The sequence below is a fragment of the Curvibacter sp. EU05-FHT14A10 genome, assembly GCF_058791075.1.
The window spans coordinates 277,632-303,336 of sequence record NZ_JBYTDE010000004.1 but is presented as its reverse complement, the minus strand read 5'-3'; the positions used below and the strand labels follow the sequence as shown (position 1 = coordinate 303,336).

25 protein-coding genes are annotated in these 25,705 nt (G+C 66.1%); 5 read left to right on the top strand and 20 right to left on the bottom strand.

What is annotated here, in order from left to right; translation table 11 throughout:
* Window positions 1-110: 110 nt before the first annotated feature.
* Entirely contained in the window at window positions 111-2,747 is a 2,637-nt protein-coding gene (locus AC3WUT_RS09980) for a bifunctional diguanylate cyclase/phosphodiesterase (RefSeq protein WP_492346924.1), read from the top strand.
* A 42-nt stretch (window positions 2,748-2,789) separates the two neighbouring features.
* Here the strand turns inward: AC3WUT_RS09980 and AC3WUT_RS09975 are convergent, their stop codons facing one another.
* The 4 genes from AC3WUT_RS09975 to AC3WUT_RS09960 all read right to left on the bottom strand — a co-directional run bounded on the left by AC3WUT_RS09975 (window position 2,790) and on the right by AC3WUT_RS09960 (window position 6,839).
* Window positions 2,790-3,764 (bottom strand): Bug family tripartite tricarboxylate transporter substrate binding protein, encoded by a 975-nt coding sequence (locus AC3WUT_RS09975; RefSeq protein WP_492346923.1) that lies wholly within the window; start codon window positions 3,762-3,764, stop codon window positions 2,790-2,792.
* Window positions 3,765-3,905: 141 nt separating this feature from the next.
* Window positions 3,906-4,163, bottom strand: a complete 258-nt coding sequence (locus AC3WUT_RS09970) for a DUF2783 domain-containing protein (RefSeq protein WP_492346922.1) — start codon at window positions 4,161-4,163, stop codon at window positions 3,906-3,908.
* Between the two features lie 18 nt (window positions 4,164-4,181).
* On the bottom strand, window positions 4,182-5,840 hold the full coding sequence (locus tag AC3WUT_RS09965) for an FAD-dependent oxidoreductase (protein WP_492346921.1): 1,659 nt from the start codon (window positions 5,838-5,840) through the stop codon (window positions 4,182-4,184).
* Between the two features lie 42 nt (window positions 5,841-5,882).
* A complete protein-coding gene (locus AC3WUT_RS09960) occupies window positions 5,883-6,839 on the bottom strand; it encodes an MBL fold metallo-hydrolase (RefSeq protein ID WP_492346920.1) in 957 nt (318 codons plus the stop codon).
* Window positions 6,840-6,997: 158 nt separating this feature from the next.
* On the opposite strand from AC3WUT_RS09960, the gene AC3WUT_RS09955 reads away from it, so the two are divergent.
* A complete protein-coding gene (locus AC3WUT_RS09955) occupies window positions 6,998-7,798 on the top strand; it encodes an IclR family transcriptional regulator (protein WP_492346919.1) in 801 nt (266 codons plus the stop codon).
* A 9-nt stretch (window positions 7,799-7,807) separates the two neighbouring features.
* On the opposite strand, the gene AC3WUT_RS09950 is transcribed toward AC3WUT_RS09955, so the two are convergent.
* From AC3WUT_RS09950 to aptA, 4 genes are all read right to left on the bottom strand, one after another.
* Window positions 7,808-9,298, bottom strand: coding sequence for an amidase (locus AC3WUT_RS09950; RefSeq protein ID WP_492346918.1), 1,491 nt, complete (start codon window positions 9,296-9,298; stop codon window positions 7,808-7,810).
* A 43-nt stretch (window positions 9,299-9,341) separates the two neighbouring features.
* Window positions 9,342-9,719: a helix-turn-helix domain-containing protein gene (locus AC3WUT_RS09945; protein ID WP_492346917.1), complete on the bottom strand. Its 378-nt coding sequence runs from the start codon at window positions 9,717-9,719 to the stop codon at window positions 9,342-9,344.
* Between the two features lie 2 nt (window positions 9,720-9,721).
* Window positions 9,722-10,039, bottom strand: coding sequence for a type II toxin-antitoxin system HigB family toxin (locus AC3WUT_RS09940; RefSeq protein WP_492346916.1), 318 nt, complete (start codon window positions 10,037-10,039; stop codon window positions 9,722-9,724).
* A 214-nt stretch (window positions 10,040-10,253) separates the two neighbouring features.
* Window positions 10,254-11,627 carry an omega-aminotransferase AptA gene (gene aptA, locus AC3WUT_RS09935; RefSeq protein WP_492346915.1) on the bottom strand — a complete coding sequence of 458 codons (1,374 nt, stop codon included), beginning with the start codon at window positions 11,625-11,627 and terminating at the stop codon, window positions 10,254-10,256.
* A 111-nt stretch (window positions 11,628-11,738) separates the two neighbouring features.
* Here aptA and AC3WUT_RS09930 point away from each other — a divergent pair, with 111 nt between their 5' ends.
* The gene (locus AC3WUT_RS09930; RefSeq protein WP_492346914.1) at window positions 11,739-12,728 is read left to right on the top strand and encodes a LysR family transcriptional regulator; all 990 of its coding nucleotides are present in this window, start codon (window positions 11,739-11,741) and stop codon (window positions 12,726-12,728) included.
* A 28-nt stretch (window positions 12,729-12,756) separates the two neighbouring features.
* Here the strand turns inward: AC3WUT_RS09930 and AC3WUT_RS09925 are convergent, their stop codons facing one another.
* Together AC3WUT_RS09925 and AC3WUT_RS09920 are read right to left on the bottom strand one after the other, a co-directional pair.
* Window positions 12,757-13,083 (bottom strand): type II toxin-antitoxin system RelE/ParE family toxin, encoded by a 327-nt coding sequence (locus AC3WUT_RS09925; protein WP_492346913.1) that lies wholly within the window; start codon window positions 13,081-13,083, stop codon window positions 12,757-12,759.
* The gene (locus AC3WUT_RS09920) at window positions 13,080-13,346 is read right to left on the bottom strand and encodes a type II toxin-antitoxin system Phd/YefM family antitoxin (RefSeq protein ID WP_492346912.1); all 267 of its coding nucleotides are present in this window, start codon (window positions 13,344-13,346) and stop codon (window positions 13,080-13,082) included. The genes AC3WUT_RS09925 and AC3WUT_RS09920 overlap by 4 nt, the downstream gene beginning before the upstream one ends.
* A gap of 365 nt (window positions 13,347-13,711) precedes the next feature.
* Between AC3WUT_RS09920 and AC3WUT_RS09915 the strand changes: the two genes are divergently transcribed.
* Window positions 13,712-14,710: a Bug family tripartite tricarboxylate transporter substrate binding protein gene (locus tag AC3WUT_RS09915; RefSeq protein WP_492346911.1), complete on the top strand. Its 999-nt coding sequence runs from the start codon at window positions 13,712-13,714 to the stop codon at window positions 14,708-14,710.
* A gap of 24 nt (window positions 14,711-14,734) precedes the next feature.
* Here the strand turns inward: AC3WUT_RS09915 and AC3WUT_RS09910 are convergent, their stop codons facing one another.
* From AC3WUT_RS09910 to AC3WUT_RS09885, 6 genes are all read right to left on the bottom strand, one after another.
* The gene (locus AC3WUT_RS09910; protein ID WP_492346910.1) at window positions 14,735-15,736 is read right to left on the bottom strand and encodes a TRAP transporter substrate-binding protein; all 1,002 of its coding nucleotides are present in this window, start codon (window positions 15,734-15,736) and stop codon (window positions 14,735-14,737) included.
* 109 nt (window positions 15,737-15,845) lie between these two features.
* Window positions 15,846-16,553 (bottom strand): ABC transporter ATP-binding protein, encoded by a 708-nt coding sequence (locus AC3WUT_RS09905; RefSeq protein ID WP_492346909.1) that lies wholly within the window; start codon window positions 16,551-16,553, stop codon window positions 15,846-15,848.
* A complete protein-coding gene (locus AC3WUT_RS09900) occupies window positions 16,546-17,349 on the bottom strand; it encodes an ABC transporter ATP-binding protein (RefSeq protein ID WP_492346908.1) in 804 nt (267 codons plus the stop codon). The genes AC3WUT_RS09905 and AC3WUT_RS09900 overlap by 8 nt, the downstream gene beginning before the upstream one ends.
* Window positions 17,346-18,344: a branched-chain amino acid ABC transporter permease gene (locus AC3WUT_RS09895; RefSeq protein ID WP_492346907.1), complete on the bottom strand. Its 999-nt coding sequence runs from the start codon at window positions 18,342-18,344 to the stop codon at window positions 17,346-17,348. The genes AC3WUT_RS09900 and AC3WUT_RS09895 overlap by 4 nt, the downstream gene beginning before the upstream one ends.
* Window positions 18,344-19,216 (bottom strand): branched-chain amino acid ABC transporter permease, encoded by an 873-nt coding sequence (locus AC3WUT_RS09890; protein ID WP_492346906.1) that lies wholly within the window; start codon window positions 19,214-19,216, stop codon window positions 18,344-18,346. The genes AC3WUT_RS09895 and AC3WUT_RS09890 overlap by 1 nt, the downstream gene beginning before the upstream one ends.
* A gap of 86 nt (window positions 19,217-19,302) precedes the next feature.
* Window positions 19,303-20,487 carry an ABC transporter substrate-binding protein gene (locus tag AC3WUT_RS09885; protein ID WP_492346905.1) on the bottom strand — a complete coding sequence of 395 codons (1,185 nt, stop codon included), beginning with the start codon at window positions 20,485-20,487 and terminating at the stop codon, window positions 19,303-19,305.
* 266 nt (window positions 20,488-20,753) lie between these two features.
* Here AC3WUT_RS09885 and AC3WUT_RS09880 point away from each other — a divergent pair, with 266 nt between their 5' ends.
* On the top strand, window positions 20,754-21,761 hold the full coding sequence (locus AC3WUT_RS09880) for a glucokinase (protein ID WP_492346904.1): 1,008 nt from the start codon (window positions 20,754-20,756) through the stop codon (window positions 21,759-21,761).
* Window positions 21,762-21,782: 21 nt separating this feature from the next.
* On the opposite strand, the gene AC3WUT_RS09875 is transcribed toward AC3WUT_RS09880, so the two are convergent.
* From AC3WUT_RS09875 to AC3WUT_RS09860, 4 genes are all read right to left on the bottom strand, one after another.
* Window positions 21,783-22,775 (bottom strand): carbohydrate kinase family protein, encoded by a 993-nt coding sequence (locus AC3WUT_RS09875; protein WP_492346903.1) that lies wholly within the window; start codon window positions 22,773-22,775, stop codon window positions 21,783-21,785.
* Window positions 22,776-22,824: 49 nt separating this feature from the next.
* Window positions 22,825-23,856, bottom strand: coding sequence for a LacI family DNA-binding transcriptional regulator (locus tag AC3WUT_RS09870; RefSeq protein WP_492346902.1), 1,032 nt, complete (start codon window positions 23,854-23,856; stop codon window positions 22,825-22,827).
* 72 nt (window positions 23,857-23,928) lie between these two features.
* Window positions 23,929-25,149 carry a hypothetical protein gene (locus AC3WUT_RS09865; RefSeq protein ID WP_492346901.1) on the bottom strand — a complete coding sequence of 407 codons (1,221 nt, stop codon included), beginning with the start codon at window positions 25,147-25,149 and terminating at the stop codon, window positions 23,929-23,931.
* 102 nt (window positions 25,150-25,251) lie between these two features.
* Complete coding sequence (locus tag AC3WUT_RS09860; RefSeq protein ID WP_492346900.1) at window positions 25,252-25,683, bottom strand: ExbD/TolR family protein; 432 nt, start codon at window positions 25,681-25,683, stop codon at window positions 25,252-25,254.
* Window positions 25,684-25,705: the final 22 nt, after the last annotated feature.

The following is a 25,705-nucleotide window of genomic DNA, read 5'->3' as shown; positions in this document are numbered from 1 at the left end:
GCCGACCACCTTGAACCGACCCCAGCCCCCTCAACCCGCCCACCCTCGTCTTGCGCCTGATGCTTGAACGGATCTTCAGCCCAGCTTTCAGCCCCGCGCCCTGGCGCAGCATGGCACTGATGATTCTGCTGGTGCTGGGCTTCACCGGTCTCTACACCTGGACCACCTGGCAGCAGGTCAGCCATAGCCTGATCGCTGAGCTGAGCACGGTGACGGAGCTCGGCGAAAAATCAACCGATCATTACTTTCAACTGCTGCATGTCAGCCTGAGCGGGCTGGCCGAGGAACTGCAAGAGTCCCCCACCCCCGAGGGCCAGTACGATCTGGAACGGGTCCGCCGTTACAGTCGCCGGCACCCCGAACTGCTGGACGTGAGCCTGATCCGCCAGGACGGGCAGATGCTGCTCTCGACCCAGGCCGATGCGGGCACCGTCATGCCCTCGCTGGCCACGCGGGACACCTTCATGGAAGCACGCGCCGCCATGATCCGAGGGCAGAACTTTGTGTTCGGACGCCCTGCCCTGGGCACCCTGACACAGCGCTGGATGATCCCGCTGCGCCATGCGCTGCGCGATCGCCAAGGCCGCCTGCAGGCCATGGTGACGGCCTACCTGCCGGCCGAACTGCTGCAGACCTTCTGGCAGAACGCCCCCATCGTGAAGCGGGCCTCGATCGGCATCCTGGGCGATGACGGCTACCTGCGCAGCCGCTACCCCAACCCGGCCAGCGCGAGCATGCAGCAGATCTACGGCCAGCAGCGCCGGGGCGCCCTGTTCCGCGAACTGCAGGCCCGCCATTTCCCAGCCCAGGGCACGCTGCAGGGCCGCAATGAGATCGGAGGCCAGGACAACCTCAATGTCTACCGCCGCATGAGCCACTACCCGGCCACCCTGTTCGTGACCCTGCCCATGCAGGAGATGCGGGCCGTGTGGTGGAGCAACATGCAGGTGCCCTATTTCCTGATCAGCCTGCTGCTGGTCGGGCTGTTGCTGGTGCAGCGCAGCGCGCAACGCCGCCGGCACGAACTGCTGCGCCAGCAGGAGATGATGCAGCAGGCCAGGGCCCGGCTGGCGGCCATCGTGGAAAGCTCGGACGACGCCATCATCAGCCATGACCTGGATGGACGCCTCGCGTCCTGGAACCCCGGGGCCAGCCGACTGCTGGGCTACACCGAGGCCGAGGCCCTGGGCCAGTCCAGCCAGATCATCGTGCCGCAGGAGCGCCAACTTGAGGAGCGCCAGATCCTGGAGCGGGTGCGCCAGGGTGAGCGCGCCGAGCGCATCGAAACGCAGCGTCTGCACCGGGACGGCACGCGCCTGGACATCGAGCTCACGCTGTCACCGCTGACCGACGAAGGCGGCCGCATCACCGGGGTCTCGAACATCATGCGCGACATCTCCGAGCGCAAATCGGCCGAGCAGGCCATCCATGTTCTGGCCTATTTCGACCCCCTGACCGGCCTGCCCAACCGGCGCCAGTTCATGGACCGCCTGAGCCAGACCCTGAGCCAGGCGCAGAGCGGGTTCCAGGTGGGCGCCCTGCTGTTCATCGACCTGGACCACTTCAAGGACGTGAACGATGCCCGTGGCCACGCCGTGGGCGATGCCGTGCTGTGCCATGCCGCGGCCGTGCTGGTGAGCCTGCTGCGCGAAGGCCACCTGGTGGCACGGCTGGGGGGGGACGAGTTCGTGGTGCTGGCCCCGATCCTGAGCAACACCCTGACCGCCGGTGCCAGCGAGGCCATGGCCTTGGCCGAGCGCATCCGCCAGCGGCTGGCTCAGCCCTTCGAGCTGGAGCAGCAGCGCTACAGCCTGGGCGCCAGCATCGGCGTGTCCCTGTTCCCCTTCGGTCAGCAGACCCCGGCCGACCTGCTGCGCGAGGCCGACACCGCCATGTACCGCGCCAAGGGTGCCGGGCGCAACCGCATCGCGTTTTTCGAGACCAGCATGCAGGCCGACATCGAGCAACGCCTGGCGCTCGAGAACGACCTGGAAAAAGCCCTGGCCCAGCAACAGATGGTGGTCTACCTGCAACCCCAGTTCGACGCCCGTGGCCAGATCGATGGGGCCGAATTGCTGCTGCGCTGGCAGCACCCCGAGCGCGGCCTGGTGCCGCCCGACCGCTTCATTGCTGCCGCCGAAAAGTCGGGCCAGATCATCGCCCTGGGTGACTGGGTGCTGCAGCAGGCCTGCGAACTGCTGGTGTTGCTGCAGGCGCGCGGCCACGACATCCCGCTGTCGATCAACGTGAGCCCGCGCCAGTTCCGCCAGCCCGATTTGGTGGGCCGGGTGAAAGAGGTGCTGCAACGCACCGGCGCCCCCGCGCACAGCCTGATCTTCGAGGTGACCGAAGGCCTGCTGATCGACGACTTCGAGGAGACCGTGGCCCGCATGCTGGCCCTGGCCCAACTCGGCATCCGCTTCTCGATCGACGACTTTGGCACCGGCTACTCCAGCCTGGCCTACCTCAAGCGCCTGCCGCTGTATGAGTTGAAGATCGACCGCAGCTTTGTCAAGGACACGCCGGAAGACCCCAATGACACGGCCATCGTGCGCATGATCCTGTCCATGGCCAAGCACCTGGGCCTGCGTGTGGTGGCCGAAGGCGTGGAAACCGCCGAGCAGGCCGACTTTCTGCGCCAAAGCCACTGCGACGCCTTGCAGGGCTACCTGTTCGCCCGCCCCGCCCCGGCCTGGCAGTGGCTGGCGGAGCAGGAGCGGCCCATCAAAGACAGGTCACCGGGTTGATGACCGCGTGGCGGCCTCAGGCCGGGCCGCCACTGGCGTGGATCAATCCAGTTTCACCCCCACCTGCTTGATCACGCGGCCCCACTTTTCGCGCTCGGTCTTGGCGTAGCTGGCCATCTGGGCCGGCGTGCCGGGCAGCGGCTCGACGCCCAGGGCCTGCAGGCGAGCCTTGACGGTGGTCGAGTTGAGCGCGGTCTGCAAGGCCTTGCTGAGGCTGTTCACCACCTCCGGCGGGGTGCCGGTGGGCACCACCAACCCCTGCCAGGCATAGCCCTCGAAGCCTTTCAGGCCTTGTTCGTTGAGGGTGGGAACGTCGGGCATGGTGGCCACGCGCTGCGGGCTGGCCACGCCGATGGCCTTGAGCTTGCCGCCATTCAGAAAGGGGTAGGCGGTGGCGCTGTCCACCCACATGGCAGGCACCTGACCGCCCACCACATCGGTGATGGCCGGGGCCGCGCCGCGGTAAGGCACATGGGTGAGCTTGAGGCCGCTTTGCTCGCGGAACAATTCGCCCACCAGGTGGTGCGGGCTGCCCGGGCCGGCCGACGCCCAGTTCACGCCATCGGTCTGTGCCTTGGCCCAGGCGACAAACTCTTTGTAGTTGCTGACCGGCACCTGGTTGGACACCACCAGGAACATCGGGAAGCGCACCAACAGGCCCACGGGCTGGAAGTCTTTTTCAGCGCTGTAGCTGAGCTTGCTGAACAGGAAGGGATTGGCCGCCAGGGTGGCAAAGTCGGCCGAGAACACCAGATTGCCGTAGTCCTTGGAACGGGCCGCGTACTCAGCAGCGATGTTGGTGCCCGCGCCAGGCTTGTTGTTGATGATGATGGTGCGACCCAGGCTGGTGCCCATGGATTCGGCAATGGTGCGGGCCACCACATCCGAGCCCCCACCGGCGGCGTAGCCCACCACCCATTCCAGGGGTTTGTCATTGGCAGCGGCCAGGGCGGCGCTGCCCAGGGCCAGGCCCAGCCAGGACGTGGCCAGGGCGGTCAGAAAAGTGTTGCGTTGCATGGTGTTGTCTCCGATTCGGGTGTGGTTTTTGGAATGGCTTGTTGTTTTGATGAGGGCGCAATGCCCCCTGCCCCGCCACGGAAGGCAGGCCAGAGAACAGAGGCGTTGCTGAGCGCCGCTGGGGCGAGGCTGGGCCGGGCCTCAGGCCGCGGCGTGCACCGGGGCCACCGGGGTGATGGCGGCGCGCTCGGGCGCCACCGGCGCCTGGGCCGGCGCGCTGCCGCGGGCCAGCTGCAAAGCATGCTGCAAGGTGTCGGCATCGCCGATGTGGTTGGCCAGCAGCAGCACCAGGCGGGCGTTCATGGCATGGCTTTGCTCGGTGCTGAGGCCCTGGTGGGACTGGATCAGCGCGTCGTAGAAGTCGTCGCAGGCGCCGAGGTTGGCTTGGGTGTTGAGCATGTCGGTGTCTCCAGGGTCTCAGGCGGCGGTGGCCGTCGCGGTCGCGGTGGCCAGGGCGGCGCGCACGGCGGCTTCGGTGGGGGCACGCCAGCGGGCGCTCACGTGCTGGTCAGGGCGGATCAGGTAAGCGGTACCGGGCTGGGCATCCAGGCGCTGGGCCACCAGGCCTTGCGGGTCGAGCAGCTCGTGGCCGATGCCGATGGCCTGCACATGCGGCAGGCCGGCGGCCCAGGCGGGCACGGGGCCGAAGCACAGCAGCGTGAAGTCAGCGCCCAGCTCGCGCAACAGCCAACTGTTCTGACCTTCGGGGCGGCGCACCGGGGCATCGAGCAGCACGGCGCCGGGCACCTGGCGCGGTGCGGCAAACGCATCCCCATCCGGGGTGTTGAGCACCGAGCCCTGCAGCGTGGCCGGCACCGACAGCCGGCCGCTGTTGACCAGGCGGCGGGCAAATTCATGCTCGCGCGCCAGGTCCAGGGTGGCGTCGCGGAACAGCCGGCTGATCTCGCTCTTGGGCGTGATGAAGTCGGTCGCCCGGGTGGAGTTGAGGATGTTCTCGTCGGCCGCGTACTCGCGCTCGGGGCCGTAGGTGGCCAGCAAGGCCTCGCCGGCGCGGCCCTTGAGCAGCCAGTCGAGCTTCCAGGCCAGGTTCTCGGTGTCTTGCACGCCGCTGTTGGCACCGCGTGCGCCAAACGGTGAAACGCCGTGCGCGCTGTCACCGGCAAAGATCACCCGGCCGTGCACGAAGCGGTCCATGCGCAGGCAGGCAAAGGTGTAGACACTGGCCCATTCGAGTTCGAACTGCGCGTCATGCCCCAGCAGGGCACGCACGCGCGGCAGGATGTTCTCGGGCTTTTTCTCTTCTTCGGGGTCGGCGTCCCAGCCGAGCTGGAAGTCGATGCGCCAGACGTTGTCGGGCTGACGGTGCAGCAGCACGCTCTGGTGCGGGTGAAAGGGCGGATCGAACCAGAACCAGCGTTCGGTCGGAAAGTCGGCCTGCATCTTGACGTCGGCGATCAGGAAGCGGTCCTGGAAGATACGGCCCTTGCTCTCCAGGCCCAGCATGGCGCGCACCGGCGAACGCGAGCCATCGCAGGCCACCAGCCAGTCGGCATCGAGCTGGTAGGCGCCCTCGGGCGTGTCGATGCTGACCCGTGCACCGTCGGCACGCGGCGCCACGGCCGTGACCTTGTTGTGCCAGCGGATGTCGATCAACGGCAGCTGCAGCGCACGCTCGACCAGGTAGGCCTCGGCGTAGTACTGCTGCAGGTTGATGAAGGCGGGCTGCAGGTGCCCGTCTTCGGGCAGCAGGTTGAACTGGTAGACCTGCTGATCGTGGAAGAAAACCTTGCCCACGTTCCAGGACACGCCCTTCTCGACCATGCGCGGGGCCACGCCCAGGCGGTCCCAGATCTCGAGCGCCCGCTTGGAAAAGCAGATGGCGCGCGAGCCGATGGACAGGCGGTAGTCGTTGTCGAGCACCACCACCGGCTGGCCGCGCTGGGCCAGGTCGATGGCCAGGCTCAGCCCGGCCGGGCCGGCGCCCACCACCACCACCGGGTGGCGCGCCGGCGTGGCAGCGTCCTGATCGGCACTGCGCCGGTACGGGAACTCGATGGCCTGCACCTCAGGCCCGGTGCCACGCAGGGCTTCGAAAGGAATATCTTGGGGGTTCATGCGGCTTGTCTCCTCACACCTGGACTCTTGCGGATTGGGGGTTCAGCCTTCCAGCGACTTCCACATCTGCACATCGCGCTCGGCAGTCCAGATGCGGGGGTCGGGAAACTGGGTGGCTTCGTCGTAGGCACGGGTCACGTCAAAAGGCATGCAGTGGTTGAAGATCACCCACTGGCCGTACTTGGGCTGCAGCTTGGTAAAGGTGGCTTCATAGACCTTGCGCAGGTCCTGGCCTGCGGCAGCACCGGCCTTGACGCTCTCGTACAGATCGCTGATGAAGGCCCGGGTGCCGGCCAGGCCAGCCTGCACCTGCTCAGGCGTCTGCAGCGCAGCGCCACGGCCAGGCACCAGCTTCTCGGGCTTCAGCGCGGCGATGTTGTCCAGGGTCTGTGGCCAGTCCTTGAAATAGGCGTCGCCAGCGTAGGGGGTGGCGTCGAACTCGACCAGGTCACCCGAGAACAAGATCTTCTCTTGCGGCAGCCAGGCCACGGTGTCGCCCTTGGTGTGGCCGCGGCCCAGTTGCAGGATCTGCACCTCGACGCTGCCCAGCCACAGGGTCATCTTCTTGTTGAAGGTCAGGGTGGGCCAGGTCAGGCCTTCGGGCACGCTTTCGACGTTCTGGAACAGGCGCGGAAAGCGGCCGATCTCGCTGTCCTTGTCGAACTGGCCCCGCTCGACGATCAGGTCACGGGTGTCTTCGCTGGCGATGATGTGCTCGGCGCCATAGGCGCTGGCCCCCAGCACGCGCACCGCGTGGTAGTGGCTCAGCAGCACGTACTTGATGGGCTTGTCGGTCACTTCGCGGATGCGGCGGATCACGTCCTGCGCCATCACCGGCGTGGCCTGGGTGTCGATCACCATCACGGCGTCGTCGCCAATGATGATGCCGGTGTTGGGGTCGCCCTCGGCGGTGTAGGCGTAAGCGTGCTCGGACAGCTTGTCGAAGCTCACCTTCTTCACTTCAAGGTCGGCGGCAGAGGCAAAAGTCTTGGTCGTCATGTCGGTCTCGTGGGTAGGTTGAAATTCAACATAGGCAAATTTGTTCGCCTAAACGGAATTCGTTGATCCTAAGCAAAAAATTCGTTCATGTCTAAGCCATTCGTTTAAGTGAAAACCCTAGCCCTTTCAGGGGGCCTGCGAGCAAGCACAATCGGGTCATGAGAAGCACAAGCGAAGAAGAACAAGGCCTGGAGCCCGAATCCGGCCCCCGCGCGCCGCGCGGCATCCAAAGCGTGGAAGTGGGCGGCCAGTTGCTCAAGGTGCTGGCCCACACGGGCCGCCGCATGCCCCTGAAAGACCTGGCCCGCGAGGCCGACATGAGCCCGGCCAAGGCCCACCCCTATCTGGTGAGCTTCGGCAAGCTGGGGCTGATCGAACAAGACGGCGTGAGTGGCCACTACGGCCTGGGGCCTCTGGCCTTGCAACTGGGCCTGATCAGCCTGCAGCAGGTCGACCCGGTGCAACTGGCCAATGCCGAGTTGCCCGCCCTGGCGCAGCGCCTGGGTCACACGGTGTCGGCTTCGGTGTGGGGCGCGCGCGGGCCCACCATCATCCGGGTCGAAGAAGGGCCGACCGCGGTGTATGTGGCCATGCGGCACGGCACCACGGCCTCGGTGCGCCACACGGCCTCGGGCCAGGTGTTTGCGGCCTACCGGCCGCGCCACGACGTGGCCATGGCCCTGGCCAGCGACGGCGACGCCGGCGCCCTGGACGACCCCACCTTTGCCGCCGAACTGGAGCGCGTGCGGCAAACCCGGCTGGGCGTGGTGAACAACCACCTGATCACGGGCATCAGCGCCCTGGCCAGCCCGGTGTTCAATGGCTTTGGTCAGCTGGTGCTGGTGTTGGCCTGCATCGGCCCCAGCGCCACACTGGACACGGCTCTGGACGGGCCGGTGGCCCTGGCCCTCAAGGCCTGCGCCCTGGATCTGAGCCGGCGCCTGGGCGCCACCGGCTAAGGCCGTCCTTCAGTCCGCCAGCAAGGGGCTGCGCACCTTCGAGAAGCCGCCCGCCTGGTCGTAGGCGTAGCCCATCTGCAGCACGGCCCAATCGGCCTGGGCCGGGCCAATGATCTGCAGGCCCACGGGCCAGCGCCCTTGCGGCCCGCCCAGGCCGGCCGGCACGCTGAGGGCCGGCAGCCCACCCATCGTGGCCGCGATCACCACCTCCATCCAGCGGTGGTAGGTGTCCATCGTGCGCCCACCGACTTGCACCGGCCAATGCTGGGCCAGCTCGAACGGAAACACCTGGGCCGAGGGCAGCACCAGGTAATCAAAACGCTCGAACAAGGCCCGCAGCGCCTGGTACCAGGCACTGCGCACCGCACTGGCGCGGAACAGCTGCGGCCCGCTCAAGGCCAGCCCCCGCTCGATCTCCCACACCGCCTCGGGCTTGAGCTGGGCACGGCGCTTGGGGTCCTCATACAAGGGCGCGTAATTGCCGGACACGGTGAAGCTGCGCAGGTCCAGCCAGGCCTGCCAGACACGCTCGAAATCGGCCTGCGGCAAGACCGGCTCGACCACGCAGCCCACCGCCTCGAAATGGTGCAGCGCCTGCTCGCACAGTGGCAGCACCCCGGGCTCGGTGGCCAGATGCCCGCCCAGGTCGCCCAGCCAGCCAATGCGCGTGCCCTGGAAATCACGGGCCAGCGAGCCGGCGTAGACCGAAGCGTCCTGCTGCCGCGTCAAAGGCTGGCGCGCATCAAAGCCTGCCTGCACCGACAGCAGCAACCCCAGGTCGGGCACGTTGCGCGCCATCGGGCCGCTGACGCCAAACTGCTGGAAGAACACCTCGTCGGCCGGCCCCTGCGGCACGCACCCGAAAGACGGCCGGAAACCAAACACATGGTTGAAGGCCGCCGGCGTGCGCAGCGAGCCCATCATGTCGGAGCCATCGGCCACCGGCAACAGGTGCAAGGCCACCGCCGCGCCAGCACCGCCGCTGCTGCCACCGGCCGATCGGGTCGGGTCGTACGCGCCACCGGTGGCGCCATACACGCTGTTGTAGGTGTGGCCACCCAGGCCGAACTCGGGCGAATTGGTGCGCCCGATGAAGACAGCGCCCGCCTCGCGCATGCGGGCGAACACCTGGGCATCGGTGCGCGTGAGCTGGCCCTTGAACAGGGGAGAGCCCCGGGTGGTGATCAGGCCTGCGGCCGGGGCGATGTCCTTGGGGGCTTGTGGAAAGCCGTGCAGCACGCCCAGGCTCTGCCCCCGGCCCAGTTGCTCGTCACGCTCGCGGGCCTGGGCCAGCAGGCCTTCGGGCTCCAACGCGGCGACGATGGCATTGACCTGGGGGTTGAGGCGCTCGATGTGGCCTAGCGTGGCCTGCATCAGCTCGACACACGACAGTTCACGCCGGTGGATGGCCTGCGACAGGGCTACCGCATCGAGGGCCAGAGGGGCCGGCAGGGCCACTTGGGCGTCGGTGGAGGCTTGGGGGGTGATTTCAGAGGGCATGGGCTGGGAGCTTAGCCGGGTGCAGCCAGCGCAGCCAGTCCAATCATGCCTCAACAGCCTCTGGTTTGCGGATCAGGACCTCGGCCGGAATGTGCAGCCCCTCACTCAGCCGACGAATCATGTTGAGGGACAACGAGCGCTTGTAGGACAAAACTTCATAGACACGGTTGAGTGAGCCGATGTAGGGCACCAGATCTTTGACCGTCATGCCCGACTGCTCCATGCGGAACTTGATGGCCTCGACGGGGTCGGGAAGATCGATCGGATGCTGCCTGGCCTCGTAGGCTTGTACCAGTGCCCCCAGCACCTCCAATCTCTCCCCGTCGGGTCCGTCGGGCGAGGGGTCCAGGTCGATCAAGGCCGACACTTCCTGCAGCGCCGCGAGGTAATCGGCTTCGGTGCGGATGGCTTTGATTTCCAAGATCAGACTCCTTTGAACTGGTCCACAACGGTAGCGTCAACACGGTCGTATTCAGCGTGGGTTCCGACGAACTTCACGTAGACGTACTGCATTTTGTAGGCGATCGCCACAATCAGGCGGTAGTCATTCCCTTTGATGTTGAAGACGATACGGTTGTTCGCAATGATGCTGGCATTCGCATACTGGCGCTTCACGTCCTGAGGACTGCTCCAATGCGCGGCACGGGCTTCTGCGAGCCACGCCTTCAACGGCCCCTTCGCATCGCGGCAATGAGTTTGCTGCCAGAAGGACTCCAGGTTGCGCAAAGCGACGATGTGCATGCCGCAGAATAGTCCCAAAACGGTACTCTATCAAACACCGTGGAGTCAGTGCACACCGTGAACCAGCGTCAGGAAATTTCCGCCCCCCGCCACAGATACCTCGCGCTCAAAACCTGGCATCCCTCGCAAAACCCAAAAAGCCCGGGCCTGCCCGTCTTTCGACAGGGCAGGCCCGGGCTCGATGTCGTGCGCAGGCGCGAGCTTGCGCCTTGGATCAGGCGGTTTCGGCCAGGGCGTCGCCCAGGGCGTTGATCAGGCGGTCGATCTCGGCCTTTTCGGTGATGAAGGGGGGTGCCAACTGGATGGTGTCGCCACCGTAGCGCACATAGAAGCCCTTCTTCCAGCAGGCCATGGCCACCTCGTAGGGGCGGCGGGCCGGCTCACCGGGCAAGGCCTGCAGCGTGATGCCGGCGGCCAGGCCATAGTTGCGGATGTCGGCCACGTGCTTGCTGCCCTTGAGGCTGTGCACGGCGGTCTCGAAGTACGGGGCCAGGGTGCGCACGCGGCCCAGCATGTCTTCCTTTTGCAGCACATCGAGCGCGGCCAGGCCAGCGGCACAGGCCACCGGGTGGGCCGAGTAGGTGTAGCCGTGCGGGAACTCCAGCATGTAGTCGGGGCCGCCCACCGCCATGAAGGTGTCGTAGATCTCCTGGGTGGCCAGCACGGCCCCCAGGGGCTGGGCCCCATTGGTGATCTGCTTGGCGCAGTTCAGGATGTCGGGGGTGACGCCAAAGGCCTCGGCCCCGGTGAAGGCGCCGGTGCGGCCAAAACCGGTGATCACTTCATCAAAGATCAACAGGATGTTGTGGGCGGTGCAGATGTCACGCAGGCGCTTCAGATACCCCACGGGCGGGATCACCACGCCGGCCGAACCCGAGAAGGGCTCGACGATGACGGCAGCGATGTTCGACGCATCGTGCAGGGCAATCATGTCGAGCAGGCGGTCGGCCAACTCGGCACCCGTGGGCGGCATGCCCTTGTAGAACGAGCCGGCGGCCGGCTGGGTGTGCGGCAGGTGGTCGGCTTCGACGCCCTGGCCGAAGATCTTGCGGTTGGCGCCGATGCCGCCCACCGAGATGCCGCCATAGTTCACGCCGTGGTAGCCCTTTTCGCGACCGATCAGGCGGGTCTTGCTGCCCTGCCCCTTGGCACGCCAGTAGGCACGGGCCAGCTTGAGCGACGTGTCGGCCGACTCAGAACCCGAACCGGTGAAGAACACATAGTCGAGGCCGGCCGGGGTCAGCTCCTTGAGGCGGTTGGCCAGGGCGAACGAGCCGGGGTGACCGAACTGGAAGGCCGGCGCGTAGTCGAGCTTGGCGATCTGGCGGCTCACGGCTTCGGTGATTTCGGGACGGCCATGGCCCAGGCCGCTGCACCACAGGCCCGACAGGCCGTCGAAGATCTTGCGGCCATCAGCGTCGGTGAAGTAGGCCCCCTTGGCCTCGACGATGATGCGCGGGTCTTTCTTGAAGCTGCGGTTGGCCGTGTAGGGCATCCAGTGGGCTTCAAGCCACGCGGCATCGGTGCGACCGGCAAAAGAGGTGTCCGGTGCCGGGGTGGCAGAGGGTTCGGCGGCGAGCTGGGTCATGGCGGTCGGGCCACGCGGCGAACGTGGCAGTGTGGGTGAAACAAGTTGCCCATTCTTCATGCCGCCGTTATTCTTGAAAATGGATCAATATCAATACTTACTTCGCAATTTATGCAAGTAAAAAACAACCCGCCCCCACCCCCCCCTGCAGCCGAACGCGCCACCAAGAACCGCGCCATCCTGGGCCAGCTCAGCGACATGGACCTGCGCCTGCTGCAGGTGTTCAAGACCGTGGTCGAATGCGGCGGCATGTCGGCCGCCGAACTCGAGCTGAACATCGGCACCTCCACCGTGAGCCGCCATGTGAAAGACCTCGAAACCCGCCTCGGTCTGGTGCTGTGCCGGCGCGGCCGGGCCGGCTTTGCCCTCACCCAGGAGGGCCAGCGGGTGTATGACGAAACCCTGCGCCTGCTGGCCGCCGTGGACGGCTTTCGCAGCAGCGTCGACGACATCCACCACCGCATGGGCGGGCAATTGGAGCTGGCCCTGTTCGACAAGACCGCCAGCAACCCGGCCTCGCGCATCCATCAGGCCATCGCGCTGTTCACCGAGCAGGCCCCCGATGTGAACCTGGTGCTGCGCGTGGCCTCGATCAACACCATCGAGCGCGGCATCATTGACGGCAGCCTGCAGGTGGGCGTGATCCCGGCTCACCGCAGCTCGCCCAGCCTGATGTACGCCGACCTGTTCAACGAAAAAATGCTGCTGTACTGCGGCGCCCGCCACCCCCTGTTCGGGGCCGAGCACAGCGATCTGGACTGGGACAGCCTGCGCCGCTGGCACTTTGCCGGCTTGGGCTACCACTCGCCCAACATGGAGCTGAGCCACCAGGCCCGCCTGTCGCGCCGGGCCACCGGCTTTGACCAGGAGGCCATCGCCACGCTGATCCTGTCGGGCCGCTTTCTGGGCTTTCTGCCCGATCACTATGCCGAGCCCTTCGAACGCCAGGGCCTGATGCAGGCCGTGCAGCCAGAAGCCCTGCACTACGAATGCCAGTTCGTCAGCCTGCTGCGCCGCTCGCCCCAGCCCGGGCGGGCCGCACAGCTGTTTCATGACTGCCTGGTGCGGGCGCATGCCCAGGCGACCGGGGCCCCAACATGACCCAGCATCGACCTGCAGCGGCGAAAAATCAACACCTCAGCAGCCGCTTGAGCAAATGGGCTCTGAAATCTTGCCGGGTCCCGATGAGGAGGTGAACGATGATCAGACTGTCATCGAACTCGTAGACCAGCCGGGTTTGTCGCACCAGCGCGTAGCGCACATGGGACAGGCCCAGATCCGCCAGCAATTCAATGGGGGTTCCGGTTTGCGGTGCTTGCTGGATACGCCTGAAAGCGTCTTGATACTCAGCGTGAACGGTGCGCCAGACGGCGTCACCGAAGTTCTGCTTGACGTATCGCTGGATGTCTTTGAAGTCTTCTTTGGCGCTGTCCAGAACGACGATTCGGCGCGTCACGCCCCGTCACCCATTTCGTCGAGGAAGTCTTTCGCCTCGCTGAAGTGCCCCGCCTGGAACTCTGTCCTGCCCAGCGCCAGCAGCTTGAGCAAGGCCATCGCCTCCTGCTGCTTTTCATACTCGGCAATGTCCATCACCACCATCTTGGCCTCGCCGTTCTGGGTGATGATGATGGGCTCGGGATTGACAGAAAACCCTTTGACAATGTCCGCCGCATTCGACTTCAAGTAGGTGATGGGCCTGATCTGGGTGGCAAGGGACATGGCAGCTCCTGGAAATCCTGGCCGGCCAGAATACGATCCATATTCAGACCCGTCAATCCGACACCCGCTTGAACTGCAAGGGGCTGAACGTCAAACGCGCCCCGCCCAAGTGCACCGCACAGCCCAAATGCACCGCTAGCCCAATTACGGCCAGGCGGCCTGTTGCTGAGGCCAGAAGGTCTCTCGCGGCCCCAAGCACCGCTTGACCCGAGTCAAACCCTGGAATTGTCAAATTTCATAAGACAGACCGTCAATTTTTCCTCCGATTGTCAAACACAGTTTATTGACCAACAATCGGCCGGCCCCGGGGCCCACCAGACGTCTGCCGGTCTTTGCGGGGTGCCTTCCCCCTTCGAGAGACAAGCATGACGACAAGCCACCCGACCCTGAACCGCCGGCAGTTGCTGGCCCTGGCCAGCGCTGCCAGCGTGGGCAGCCCCCTGCCAGCGCTGGCCCAAAGCAAATACCCAGGCGGCAAGCCGGTGACCGTGGTCGTGCCCTTTGCCGCTGGCGGCACCACCGACATCCTGGGCAGGCTGATGGCCCGCCACCTCGGCAACCGCCTGGGCGGCACCGTGATCGTGGACAACAAGGCCGGCGCTGGCGGTGGCATCGGAGCCGCGGTGGTGGCCAAGGCCGCCCCTGACGCCTACACCCTGCTGATGGGCACCATCGGCACCCACGCCATCAACCAGTTCCTTTACAAGAAGCTGGCCTACGACCCGGCACGCGACTTCGCCCCCCTGGGCCTGGTGGCCAAGGTGCCCAACGTGCTGGTGGTGCACCCCAGCCAGCCCTACAAGACCGTGAAAGAGCTGATCGCCTACGCCAAGGCCCACCCGGGCAAGGTGACCTATGCCTCGGCCGGCAATGGCACCTCCATCCACCTGGCGGGGGCCTTGTTCGAGCAGATGGCCCAGGTGGACATGGTGCACGTGCCCTACAAGGGCAGCGCACCGGCGATTGCCGACCTGCTGGCAGGCCAGACCTCGTGCAGCTTCGACAACCTGCCCTCGGCCCTGCCACACATCAAGTCGGGCGCCTTGCGTGCCATCGCTGTCACCGGCTCGGCCCGCTTTCCGAGCCTGCCCCAGTTGCCCACCATCGCCGAAAGCGGCCTGCCCGGTTACGACGCCACCTCGTGGTTCGGTCTGTGGGCGCCCGCCGCCACCCCGTCAGAACTGGTGGCCCGCCTCAATGCCGAGATCAACCAGATACTGAACCAGGCCGAGGTGCGCCAGCAGATGCTGGAGCAAGGCGCCGAAGCCGCCCCCGGCACCCCCCAGCAATTCAGCAGCTTCATCCAGGCCGAAGCCGCCAAGTGGTCGAAAGTGGTTCAGACGGCCAACGTGCAGCTGGACTGAACGACAACCCCGGCTGCGCCGGTATCACCCGCCGCGCCGGGCGTAGTAGCCCAACAAGGCCTGGGTGCCGGTGATGCCGGCCTTCTGCGCCCACTCGCGGCCGAAGCGTTCACCCAATTGGTCCAGGGTGCGGCGCAGTTCGGCGGTGGGGGGCACCACCTGCACACGCTGTTCAGCCAATTGTTTCTTGGCCGCCTCATCGGCGCTGCGGGCCAGTTGCCAGCCCTGGGTTTCGGCTTGTTTGGCGGCCTCCAGGAGGCTCTGACGCACCGCCGGGCTGAAGCCATTCCAGACCTTATCGCTGACACAGACCATGTTCTTGGGAATCCAGGCGCGCAGGTCCACAAAGAACTTCATGGCCTTCCAGGCCTGGCTGTCGACCCCGGTGGTGCTGGAGGTGAGCATGGCGTCCACCTGCCCGGTCTCGATGGCCTTGGAGAGGTCTTGCGCCGCAATGGTGGTGGCCGTGGCGCCCGACAATTCGGCCAGGCGTTTGGTGGCGTCGTTGTAGACGCGAAAGCGCAGGCCCTTGAGGTCACCCAGCTGATTGACCGCGCTGCGGCTGTAAAGGCCCTGGCCCGGCCAGGGCACGGCATACAGCACACGCACACCGTGGCTGAGCATCTCGTCGCTCACCGCCTTGCGCGAGGCCTCCCACATGTGGGCCGCATCTTCAAAGCCCCGAACCATGAAAGGCAAGGAGTCGATGGCCAGCAGCGGGTACTTGGCACCGTAGGAGGACATCAGCACCTCACCAAAGGCCAACTCCCCCTGCGCCAGCGCCGGCAACACCTCGGCCATGGGCTTGAGCTGCGAATTCACCCCCAGCTCGACAGGCGAGCCTGCGATCTCGGCCACACGGCGAGCAAACTGACGCAGGTTCTGGGTATGGAAGACCGCGTCGCCATAGGCACCGGAAAAGCGCAGGGCGGATGTTGGGGCCTGGGCCAGGACTGAGCCACTGCCGAGCAGCGCAGCCCCCCACAGCGAAGCCAGCGCCTGACGGCGCGCAATGCAATCGGACACGGGAAAACCCTCGGTTGAAACGCTGCGGCGATGATACGACCCGTCAGCCGAAAAGCACCGACTGTCGGCCGTCAAGTGTGGAAAACGGCCGCTTTCAACGCCCCCCATGTCAGCGACGCGCCACACCCAGCAGTTGATCCAGCAAATCGGGCCGCTCGCTCAAGGCCTGGGCGCTGTCCCGGTGCACCACCGTGCCGTGGTCCAGCACCACCGCCACATCGGAGATCGCCAGGATGGCCTGCGGGTGCTGCTCGACGATGATGGCGCTCAGCCCTTCGTCGCGGGTGATGGCCCGGAGGGCCCGCAACAACTCTTCCACGATGATGGGGGCCAGGCCCTCCAGCGGCTCGTCAAGCAACAGCAGCCGCGGGTTCAGCACCAGGGCACGGGCCACGGCCAGCATCTGCTGCTCGCCACCCGAGAGCTGGGTACCCAGGTTGCCCTGACGCTCGGCCAGACGCGGAAACATCTGGTAGGCCCGCTCGGGCGTCCAGGGGCCGGGCCGGGCCACGGCCGTGAGGTTCTCATGCACCGTGAGCGACTTGAAGATGTTGCGCTCTTGCGGCACCCAGCCGATGCCAGCGGCGGCCCGTTCGTGGGGCTTGAGGCGGTTCAGGGCCTGGCCGCCCAGGCTGATGCGGCCCGCATGCTGACGCGTGGCGCCTGCCAGGGTGTTCATGAAGGTGGTCTTGCCGGTGCCGTTGCGCCCCAGCAGGGCCAGGGTCTGGCCCTCGTCCAGGCGCAGCGACACCTCGTGCAACACCACGGCCTCGCCGTAACCAGCGCTCAGGTTCTCGACGTTCAGCAACTCAGCCATGGGTGTCTCCGTGGCCCAGGTACACCGCCTTGACCTGGGGATCGTTTGCAATCACCTCGGGCTCACCCTCGGTCAGCACCGTGCCGTTGACCAGCACCGTCATGCGGCGGGCAAAGCTGAACACCAGGTCCATGTCGTGCTCGATCAGCAGCACCGACACATCGGCCGGCAGCGCTGCCAGGGTCTGCAGCAGTTCGTCACGTTCACCCGCCGGCACGCCGGCCACGGGCTCGTCCAGCAGCAGCACGCGGGGCTCGCAGGCCAGGGCAATCGCCATCTCCAGCAGGCGGCGTTTGCCGTAGGCCAGCACCCGCGTGGGTTGATGCGCCACATCGGCCAGGTGGAACTGCACCAGCAACTGCTCGGCGCGCTCCACCACACCACGGTCGCGGCCCAGGGCCTGCCACCAGCGGCCGCCCTGGCCGCGGTGCTGTGACACCACCAGGCTCAGCGTCTGCAGCGGGCTCATGCTGTCGAACAACTGGTTGATCTGGAAGGTGCGCACCAGGCCGCGCTGCACCCGAAGGTGCGGCGCCAGGGTGGTGATGTCCTGGCCATCCAGCCACACACTGCCCTCAGAAGGGGCCAGCACGCCGGTGAGCTGGTTGATCAAGGTGGTCTTGCCGGCCCCATTGGGGCCGATCAGCGCATGACGGGCCCCCTGGCGCAGTTGCAGCGACACCTGGTTGGTGGCGGTGATGCCACCAAAACGCATCACCAGAGAGCGCGTCTCCAGCACCACCGGGGCCTCTGGCCGAGTGGTCTCGGCAATGGCTTCGTAGTAGGCAGCGCTCATCGCGGGCCCCCTTGCGCACGGCCACGGCCGAACCAGGTCCAGGGGCGCAGCAGCCGCTCACGCCCCACCAGCACCAGCAAGACCAGCAGCAGGCCGATCCAGAACATCCAGTACTGCGGCGTGATGGCCGAGAGGCTGTCCTGCAGCAGTTTGAAGACGATGGCCCCGACGACCCCGCCGTACAACCACCCCACCCCGCCAATGACCAGCATCAACAGCACATCGGCCGATCGGTCAAAAGCCAGCACATCGAGCGAGGCAAAGCCCGTGGTCTGCGCCAGCAGGGCCCCGGCCACGCCGGCCACGCCGGCCGCCACGGCATAGACCAGCACCAGGCGCTGCACCACCGGGATGCCGATGGCCATGGCGCGCAGGCGGTTGTCACGGATCGCCATCAGCGTGGCCCCAAAGGGGGAATGCACCAGGCGGCGCATCAGCACGAACAAGAGCAAGGCCACGCCCAGCGAGTACCAGGCCGCCACCTGCCCCATCAGGTCAAACTCGAAGTAGCCCAGCACCGGGCCCATGATCACGCCCTGCAAGCCATCCGCGCCACCGGTCAACCAATCAAGCTTGTTGGCCAACTCCAGCAGAATCAGCGCGGTGCCCAGGGTCACCATCAGCCGGGTCAGGTCGGTGCCACGCAGAATGGTGACACTGCACAGCGCCCCCAGCGCCGTGCACAGCACGGCGGCCACCAGCAGGCCCAGCGTGGGGTCGGGCATGACCAGCTTGGCAAACAAAGCGGCCGAATAGGCGCCAAAGCCGAAGAAAGCCGCATGGCCCAGCGAAACAATGCCGGTGTAGCCCAGGATCAGGTCCAGCGACATGGCAAACAAGGCCACGATGGCGATCTCGTTGATCATCAACGCGTGCGAGGGCAGCACGGCTGGCGCGGCCAGGGCGGCGGCCCAGACCACGAACTCCCAGGCCCGGGGTCGCGAGCGGCGCAGCAGGGCCGCCTGCATGTCAGAAGCCGTGTTCGGGCGGTGCATCAGCGGCCCCCCCGGCGGGTGAACAGCCCCTGCGGGCGCCACAGAAGAATCATGATCATGAGCGTGTAGACGATGAAGGCGCCCAGTTTGGGAATGAAGTACTTGCCCGCCACATCGGCCACGCCCAGCAGCAGCGCGGCCAGCAAGGGGCCAGTGATCGACGAGGTGCCCCCCACCGAGACCACGATCAGAAAATAGATCATGTACTTGAGCGGGAAGGTCGGGTCCAGCCCCAGCACCTCAGCCCCCAGCGCGCCGCCGAGGCCCGCCAGGCCCGAACCCACGGCAAAGGTGAGCAGAAAGATCTGGTTCACATTGATGCCCAGGCCGGCGGCCACGCGTGGGTCGTCCACCGCAGCGCGCAGCCGGCTGCCAAAGCGGGTGCGCGTGAGCACCAACTGCAACACCACCGTGAGCGCCGCACACACGGCAATGATGAACAGGCGGTAATGGCCCATGCCCAGTTGCAGCAGGCCATCGCCCCATTCGGTGCGGCCACGCAGCCACTCGGGCAGTTGGACGTTCTGCTGGCTGGAGCCGGCAAAGTAGTCCACCCCGGCCACCGCCATGAAGGCCAGGCCAATGGAGAACAACACCTGGTCCAGGTGGGGCTTGCTGTACATGGGCCGGTACAGCGTGCGTTCCAGCAAGGCCCCCATCAACCCGGCGCCCACAAAGGCCAGCGGCAGGCAGGCCAGAAACGGCAGGCCCAGGCGCTGCATGGCCATCACCGTGATGTAGCCGCCGGCCATGGCGAAGGCCCCATGGGCCAGGTTGATGAAGTTCATCAGACCCAGCGTCACGGCCAGGCCCACGGCCAGCACAAACAGCAGCATGCCGTAGGCCACGCCGTCAAAAAGAATCGTCAACACGGCGGCGCTTCCCCCAATTGGTCGTCAGTGGTCAGTCAAAAGCCCCGCCTGTCCGCAGGACGGGGCCATGGTGCCGAGGCGGGCGCTCAGCGCGCCTTGCCCGGGTCTTTCACGTCCTTGATCACATCGAACTCGACGTTGTAGAGCTGGCCGTTCTTTTTCTCGACCTTGCGCAGGTACACGTTCTGCACGATGTCGCGCGTCTGCGCGTCGATGAAGACCTGGCCGCGCGGGCTTTCGAAGATCTGGCCTTTCATGGCGCCCAGCAGCGCCGTGCCATCGCCCTTGCCCTGAGTGGCCTTGAGGGCCTCGTAGATCACACGCATGCCGTCGTAGCCCCCCACCGCCATGAAGTTGGGGCGCATCGAGGGATTGGCTTTCTGGAAGGCCTCGACAAACTTCTTGTTGACCGGCGAGTTGTGATCGGTCGAATAGTGGTGCGAGGTGACCACGCCCAGGGCGCCGTCACCCATGTCGTTGAGCTGATCGTCATCGGTCACGTCGCCGGTGGCAATCAGGCGGATGCCGGCCTTGTCCATGCCGCGCTCCAGAAACTGCTTCATCACCGCAGCACCAGCGCCCGAGGGCACGAAGACAAACAGCGCATCGGGCTTTTCATCACGCACTTTCTGCAGGAAGGGCGCGAAGTCGGGGTTGCGCAGGGGCACGCGCAGCGCATCCACCACCTGGCCACCGTTGAAGGTGAAGCGCTCTTTGAAGAACTTCTCGGCATCGATGCCCGGACCGTAGTCGGACACCAGGGTGACCACCTTCTTGATGCCGTTCTTGGGCGCCCAGTCGGCCATCGACACCGTCACCTGCGGCAGCGTGAAGCTGGAGCGCACGATGAAGGGCGAGGCTTGGGTGATGCTGGAGGTGGCCGCCGCCATGACCACCATCGGGGTCTTGGATTGGCTGGCAATCGGGGCCGTGGCCAGGGCCAGCGGGGTCAGACCGAAGCCGCCCAGCACATTGACCTTTTCATTGACGACCAACTCCTGGGCGATGCGCTTGGTCACGTCGGGCAGGCCGGTGTCGTCCTTCACGATCAGCTCGACCTTGCGGCCGGCCACGGTGTCGCCGTTCTGCGCCATGTAAAGCCGGGCTGCCGCCTCGATCTGACGCCCGGTGGAAGCCGACTGGCCCGTCATGGGCAGGATCAGGCCGATCTTGAATTTGCCGGCGTCCTGCGCCAGCGCCGTGCCGGCCTGGGCAGCCGCCAGGGCCAGTGCTGACAGCGCGACACGCTGAAAAAATTGACGTTTTTGCATCTTTTTGTCTCCAATGCGGCAGGCGCCGAGCGAAACGCCTGTTGGCCGCGGGTTGATCTGCCGGGGACCGGATCTTTGTTGTTTGGCCGGACTCTATCACGCACGATGTACGGGCGGCAGGCTCAGGGACTTCGCCGGCAAGGCGCCACCGCCAGGCCAGCCCTGCCAACAAGTTACACAGGCATCCCCAAAGCCGTAATAAAATTACAAACCCTCGCTGAGGATATTCTTCAACCCCTCTCGCTACCTGCCCAGCTGCAAGCCCCATGTACGAAGCCCGCGCCCCCGAAACCACCACGCCGCCCCCCGAGTTTCCACGCCTGCTGGGCGACATTGGCGGCACCAATGCCCGTTTCGGTTGGCAGCACCAGGCCGGCAGCCCGATCACTCAGGTGCAAGTCGTGCCCTGTGCCGAACACCCCAGCCTGCTGGCCGCAGTGCAGCACTACCTGAGCACACAGCAGCTGGCACAGCCCGCCCGCGCGGCCTTTGGCATTGCCAACCCGGTCAATGGCGACGCCGTGCGCATGACCAACCACCACTGGGCGTTCTCTGTGGAGGCCTTGCGCGCCGGCCTGGGTCTGTCGCGCCTGCTGTTGTTGAACGATTTCACGGCCCTCGCCTTGTCATTGCACAGCCTGCCAGCCGACGACCTGCGCGCCGTGGGCGGCGGCACGGCGGCCACGGGTGCCGCCGTGGCCTTGATCGGCCCGGGCACAGGCCTGGGGGTGTCGGGGCTGGTCCCGGCCGGACCTCAGGGTCCCTGGGCCCCGGTGGCGGGCGAAGGGGGCCACGTGAGCGTGTGCGCCATGAACGCCCAGGAGTTTGCGGTGATCGAGGTGCTGCGCCAGCGCCACGGTCATGTGTCGGCCGAACGCGTGGTGTCGGGCACAGGCCTGCCCGAGCTGTACCAGGCCCTGCGCCAGGTGCAGGGCCTGCCCGCCGACGACAGCGCCGGGGCCCCACAGATCATCGAGGCCGGCCTGCGCGAACCCGGCTCGGCCGCCGAGCAGACGCTGCAGCTGTTCTGCCGCTTTCTCGGCGATGTGGCGGGCGATCTGGCCCTCACCCTGGGGGCCCGTGGGGGGGTTTACATCGGCGGGGGCATCGTGCCGCGCCTGCTGGATTTCTTTGCGGCCTCTGATTTCCGCCGCCGCTTCGAGGCCAAGGGCCGTTTCAGCGCGTATCTGAGCCAGGTGCCGACCTGGGTGATCACCAGCAAGGTGTCACCCGCCCTGCAGGGGGCGGCCAACGCGCTGGACAACCTGCGCTGAACGGCGCTTTGGCAGGCCGGTTCAGCGCGGCACCGTCACAGCGGGATGTGACTGGGCCCAGGCCTGAGCCTGTTGCCAACTCGGGGGCACGCAGCCGCGCTGCTGCACACAAAGACTGGCGCAGGCCAGCGCGTGCTGCAGCGCCTGTGCTGCGGCGCTGTCGCTCAAGCCTGCTGAATCCGCCCAGCCCGGGCCATGGCGCAAAAGGCTGCTCAACAGGCCGGCGAAAAAGCTGTCCCCGGCCCCCACGGTGTCGATCACTTCGAGCGCTGCGCCTTCGCATGCAAACCAGCGCCGGCCATCACGCGCCAGCAGCCAGGCCCCCTGTGCGCCCAGCGTCAGGGCCAGCCACGCGGTGTTCAAGCGCCCCATCAGGGCCTCGGCTTGCAACATGGGTGTGGCGCCGGGCACCTGCAGGTGGGCCAGGTCCTCGTCACTCACCTTGACCAGATCGGCCTGAGCCAGCACCTGCAGGACATGGGCCTGGTAGGCCGCCAGATCGGGCATCACGGAGGGGCGCAGATTGGCATCCACGGCCACGCACCGGCCGGCGGCCTGCTGCGCCATCAGCCAGGGCAGATAGACCGAGGCATCGCGTGCGTCCAGTGCCAGCCCCCCTGTGCAAACGCATTGCAAGCCTGGCAAGGCGGCGCAGTCTGCGTTCAAGCCCTCTGCACTGACCTGGCGATCGGCCACGCCCTCGCGGTAGAACGCGTAGTCGGGATGACCGTGCTCGTTCAGCGACACCACGGCCAGCGAGGTCGCCTGAGTCACCGGCTGCGGATGGGCCAGATGCACGCCATCGGCTTGTATCTGACTCGCCAGCGCCCGCCCGAAGCGATCGCGGGCAAAGGGGTTCAAGTAGGTGGTGCTGACGCCCTGGCGGCTGATGGCCCGGCTCAGGTTATAGACCGCCCCCCCAAGACAGGGTTCAAAAGCGCCATCGGCGCGTGCAATCAGATCGATCAGGGCTTCGCCAGCAATGGCCACCTGAGCGGCAGAAAAATCGGACATGGCCATCAACGCCAAGGCGGCGCCTGTTGAAATCAAAAGGGATCTGGCATCAGCGCGGGCAGGTCGAGCCCCGCACCTGCAGCGTGGCCGCCAGAATGCGGGGCTCTGGCCGCTCGCCTGCGGTGAGTCGGAGCAGGCAATCCACCATCTCGGTGCCGGCCAGCTCGATGGGCTGGCGCACGGTGGTCAGGGAGGGGTGGCAATGCGCGGCGGCCTCGATGTCGTCGTAGCCCACCACGCTGACATCGCGGGGAACGTCCAGGCCCTGCGCCAGCAGCACGCCCATGGCGTTCATGGCGATCAGGTCACTGGCCGCAAACAGCGCATCAAGACCCACGCCTCGGGCCAAAAACTCACGCATGGCCTGCTGGGCCTCGACGGCCGTGAAAGGCGCCACGATGCGCAGCGCCGGATCGGGGGTCAGGCCACGGTCACGGTGGGCCTGAAGGTAACCCTCAAAGCGCTGCTCGGCCTCAGGAAACGCCACGTCCCCCATGAAGGCGATGTGGCGTCGCCCCAGACCCAGCAGGTGCTCGGTGGCCATGCGCCCGCCCGAGAAGTTGTCGGTGCCCACGCTGCAATAGAGTTGCCTCGGCAATTGCGCCCCCCAGACCACAAAAGGCACCTGGCGCACCGCCAGCGCATTGAGTTGATCATGGTGGCCCCACTGGCCGATGACCACGATGCCACGCGCTCGACCGGTGTCGTACAGGCCGGCCAGGTCGTCCAGGTGCTCTGAGTCGACGCGCGACAACAGCAGGTCGTACCCGTGGTCGGTCAAGGCGTCGGCCAGGCTACCCAACATGCCCAGAAAAAACGGATCCGACACATGCTGACGGGTTTTGCGGTCGAATGGAATCACCACACCGATGGTGCGGTTCTCGCCCAGGCGCAGGTTCTTGGCTCCAACGTTGATCGAATAGTTCAACGAGCGTGCCAGTTCGGTGATCCGTTGGCGGGTCTCGGGGTTGATCAGCGCACTGCCATTGAGCGCGCGCGACACGGTGGAGGCGGACACGCCCGCCAGGCGGGCGATGTCCATCATCTGGACGCGTCGCTTATCGGAGTCAGGTCGTGTCATGTCGGCTCAAGGGATTGAACAGCGGTGCAGGTCGATTCGGACCCAGCCTGAAAACCAGGGCAAGTGGATGCATCAGGGGGTCTGCTGCGCATACAGAAGCCATAGTTGAGCGACCAGCAGGGCATCACCGCCAACCGCCCCCAGCACCTCACGTGCTTGTGCTTTGCGGCCTGCCCCGATGAGACTGCGGCCGTAGTGTAAGCGCACTTCTTCAGGCCGGCGGAGCTCCCCCAGGCCCAGTGCTTTTTCATAGGCCTCGGCAGCCTGGGGCCACTGTTGTGCCGAGCCGAGCAGGTCGCCCAGTTGCGCCCAATCGTTGCCCTGGCGCGCGGCCTCGCGCAGTGCTGCCAGGGCTTGCTCATCCTCCGCAGCGCGCTTGCGGGCCTGTGCCAATGACGCCTGAGCAGGTGCATCCGTCAGAACCCGCCGTTCAACGCCCATGGCCAGCACACGGCTCGCCTCGGCCGGCAAGCCGGCCTTGATCGCCAGGCTGGCAAAGCTGCTGAATTCCGCCGCGTCTTCCAGGTTGCCCGTGGCCTCATACAGGCGGTAGACATCCAACTCAAGGCGACTGTTGAAGCCAGGCTGCTGGGTCACCCTGGGCAACAGGTCGGACCAGTAATCACGGCTGGCCTCCAGCGTGGCCGATTGGCGCAGCAACTGGCGCAAGGTCTGAAAGTAACCGGCTTCATCCTTGAGCTTGAGCTGGCTGGCCCCCAGGGCACGCCACTCGGCCTCATTCAAAGGGGGGCTGCCGGCGTCAGACTGGGCCTGCCGGGCTTCGGCCAGAACCGCGGCATGCTGGCCCAGCATGCCCAGCGACTGCAGCCTGACCTGGCGGAATCGGGCCGCCTCGGGCCCGCCGGCCTGCCAACCAGCCTGGGCCCAACGGGCTGCCCGGGTGTAATCCTTGAGGTTGATGCTGGCGTTGACCAGGGACTGCACCAAAGCACGGCGATCAGCCTCCGGCAGGTCGGGTCGTTGCAGCAGCGCTTCGAAGGCCGGCACGGCCAGCGCAAACTGGCGCGCCTGCATGGCCGCCGCGGCGGTCGTGCGGTCCAGCAGCGCCCGCTCGGCGTCCGTCAAATCGGTGCGCGCACGCACAGGCGCCAGCAAGGCCAGGGCCTCTTCGGGGTGGCGCGCCTTCAACACGTCCTGGGCCGCCTGCAGCGGCTGGGCCACCTCACGGCGCAGTGCATCGTCGGCCTGGGCGGTGGTCACCCAGAGGAGAGCGGCCAACACCACGGGCATGAAGCGGCCCGAGCCGGGCAAGGGAAAAGCGGTGGAAGTCATGACAAGGGACATCGATCCAAAATCAGTCAAAAAAGACCCCGCGCCCGAAAGCGCGGGGCAAGTCACTACCTTGGAGAAACTCAGTTGACGCTCAGTTGACGCTCAGTTGACGAACTGTTCTGAGCCAACAATGCCCAGCTTGGTCAAACCGATGCGCTGGGCATTGGCCATCACCGCGGCCACCGCCTCGTACTTGGCCTTGGCATCCGAACGGATGTGGATTTCTGGCTGAGGCTGCAGTCGCGCCGCCTCGCCCAGATGCGCTTCCAGCTCAGCCCGGTTGCTCAGCGCAGCGCCATTCCAGTGGATGACACTTTGCTTGTCGATGTCGATGTGCACCACCACCGGATCCACCTTCTTGGTGGGTGGCGTGGACACCGGCATGTCGAGGTTGACCGAGTGCAGTTGTGCCGGAATGGTGATGATCAGCATGATCAGCAGCACCAGCATCACATCGATCAGGGGCGTGGTGTTGATGTCCATCATCACCTCGGGTTCGCTGTTGCCGCCCCCGCTACCTATGTTCATTCCCATGATGAATCCTTGTCTTTGAAAC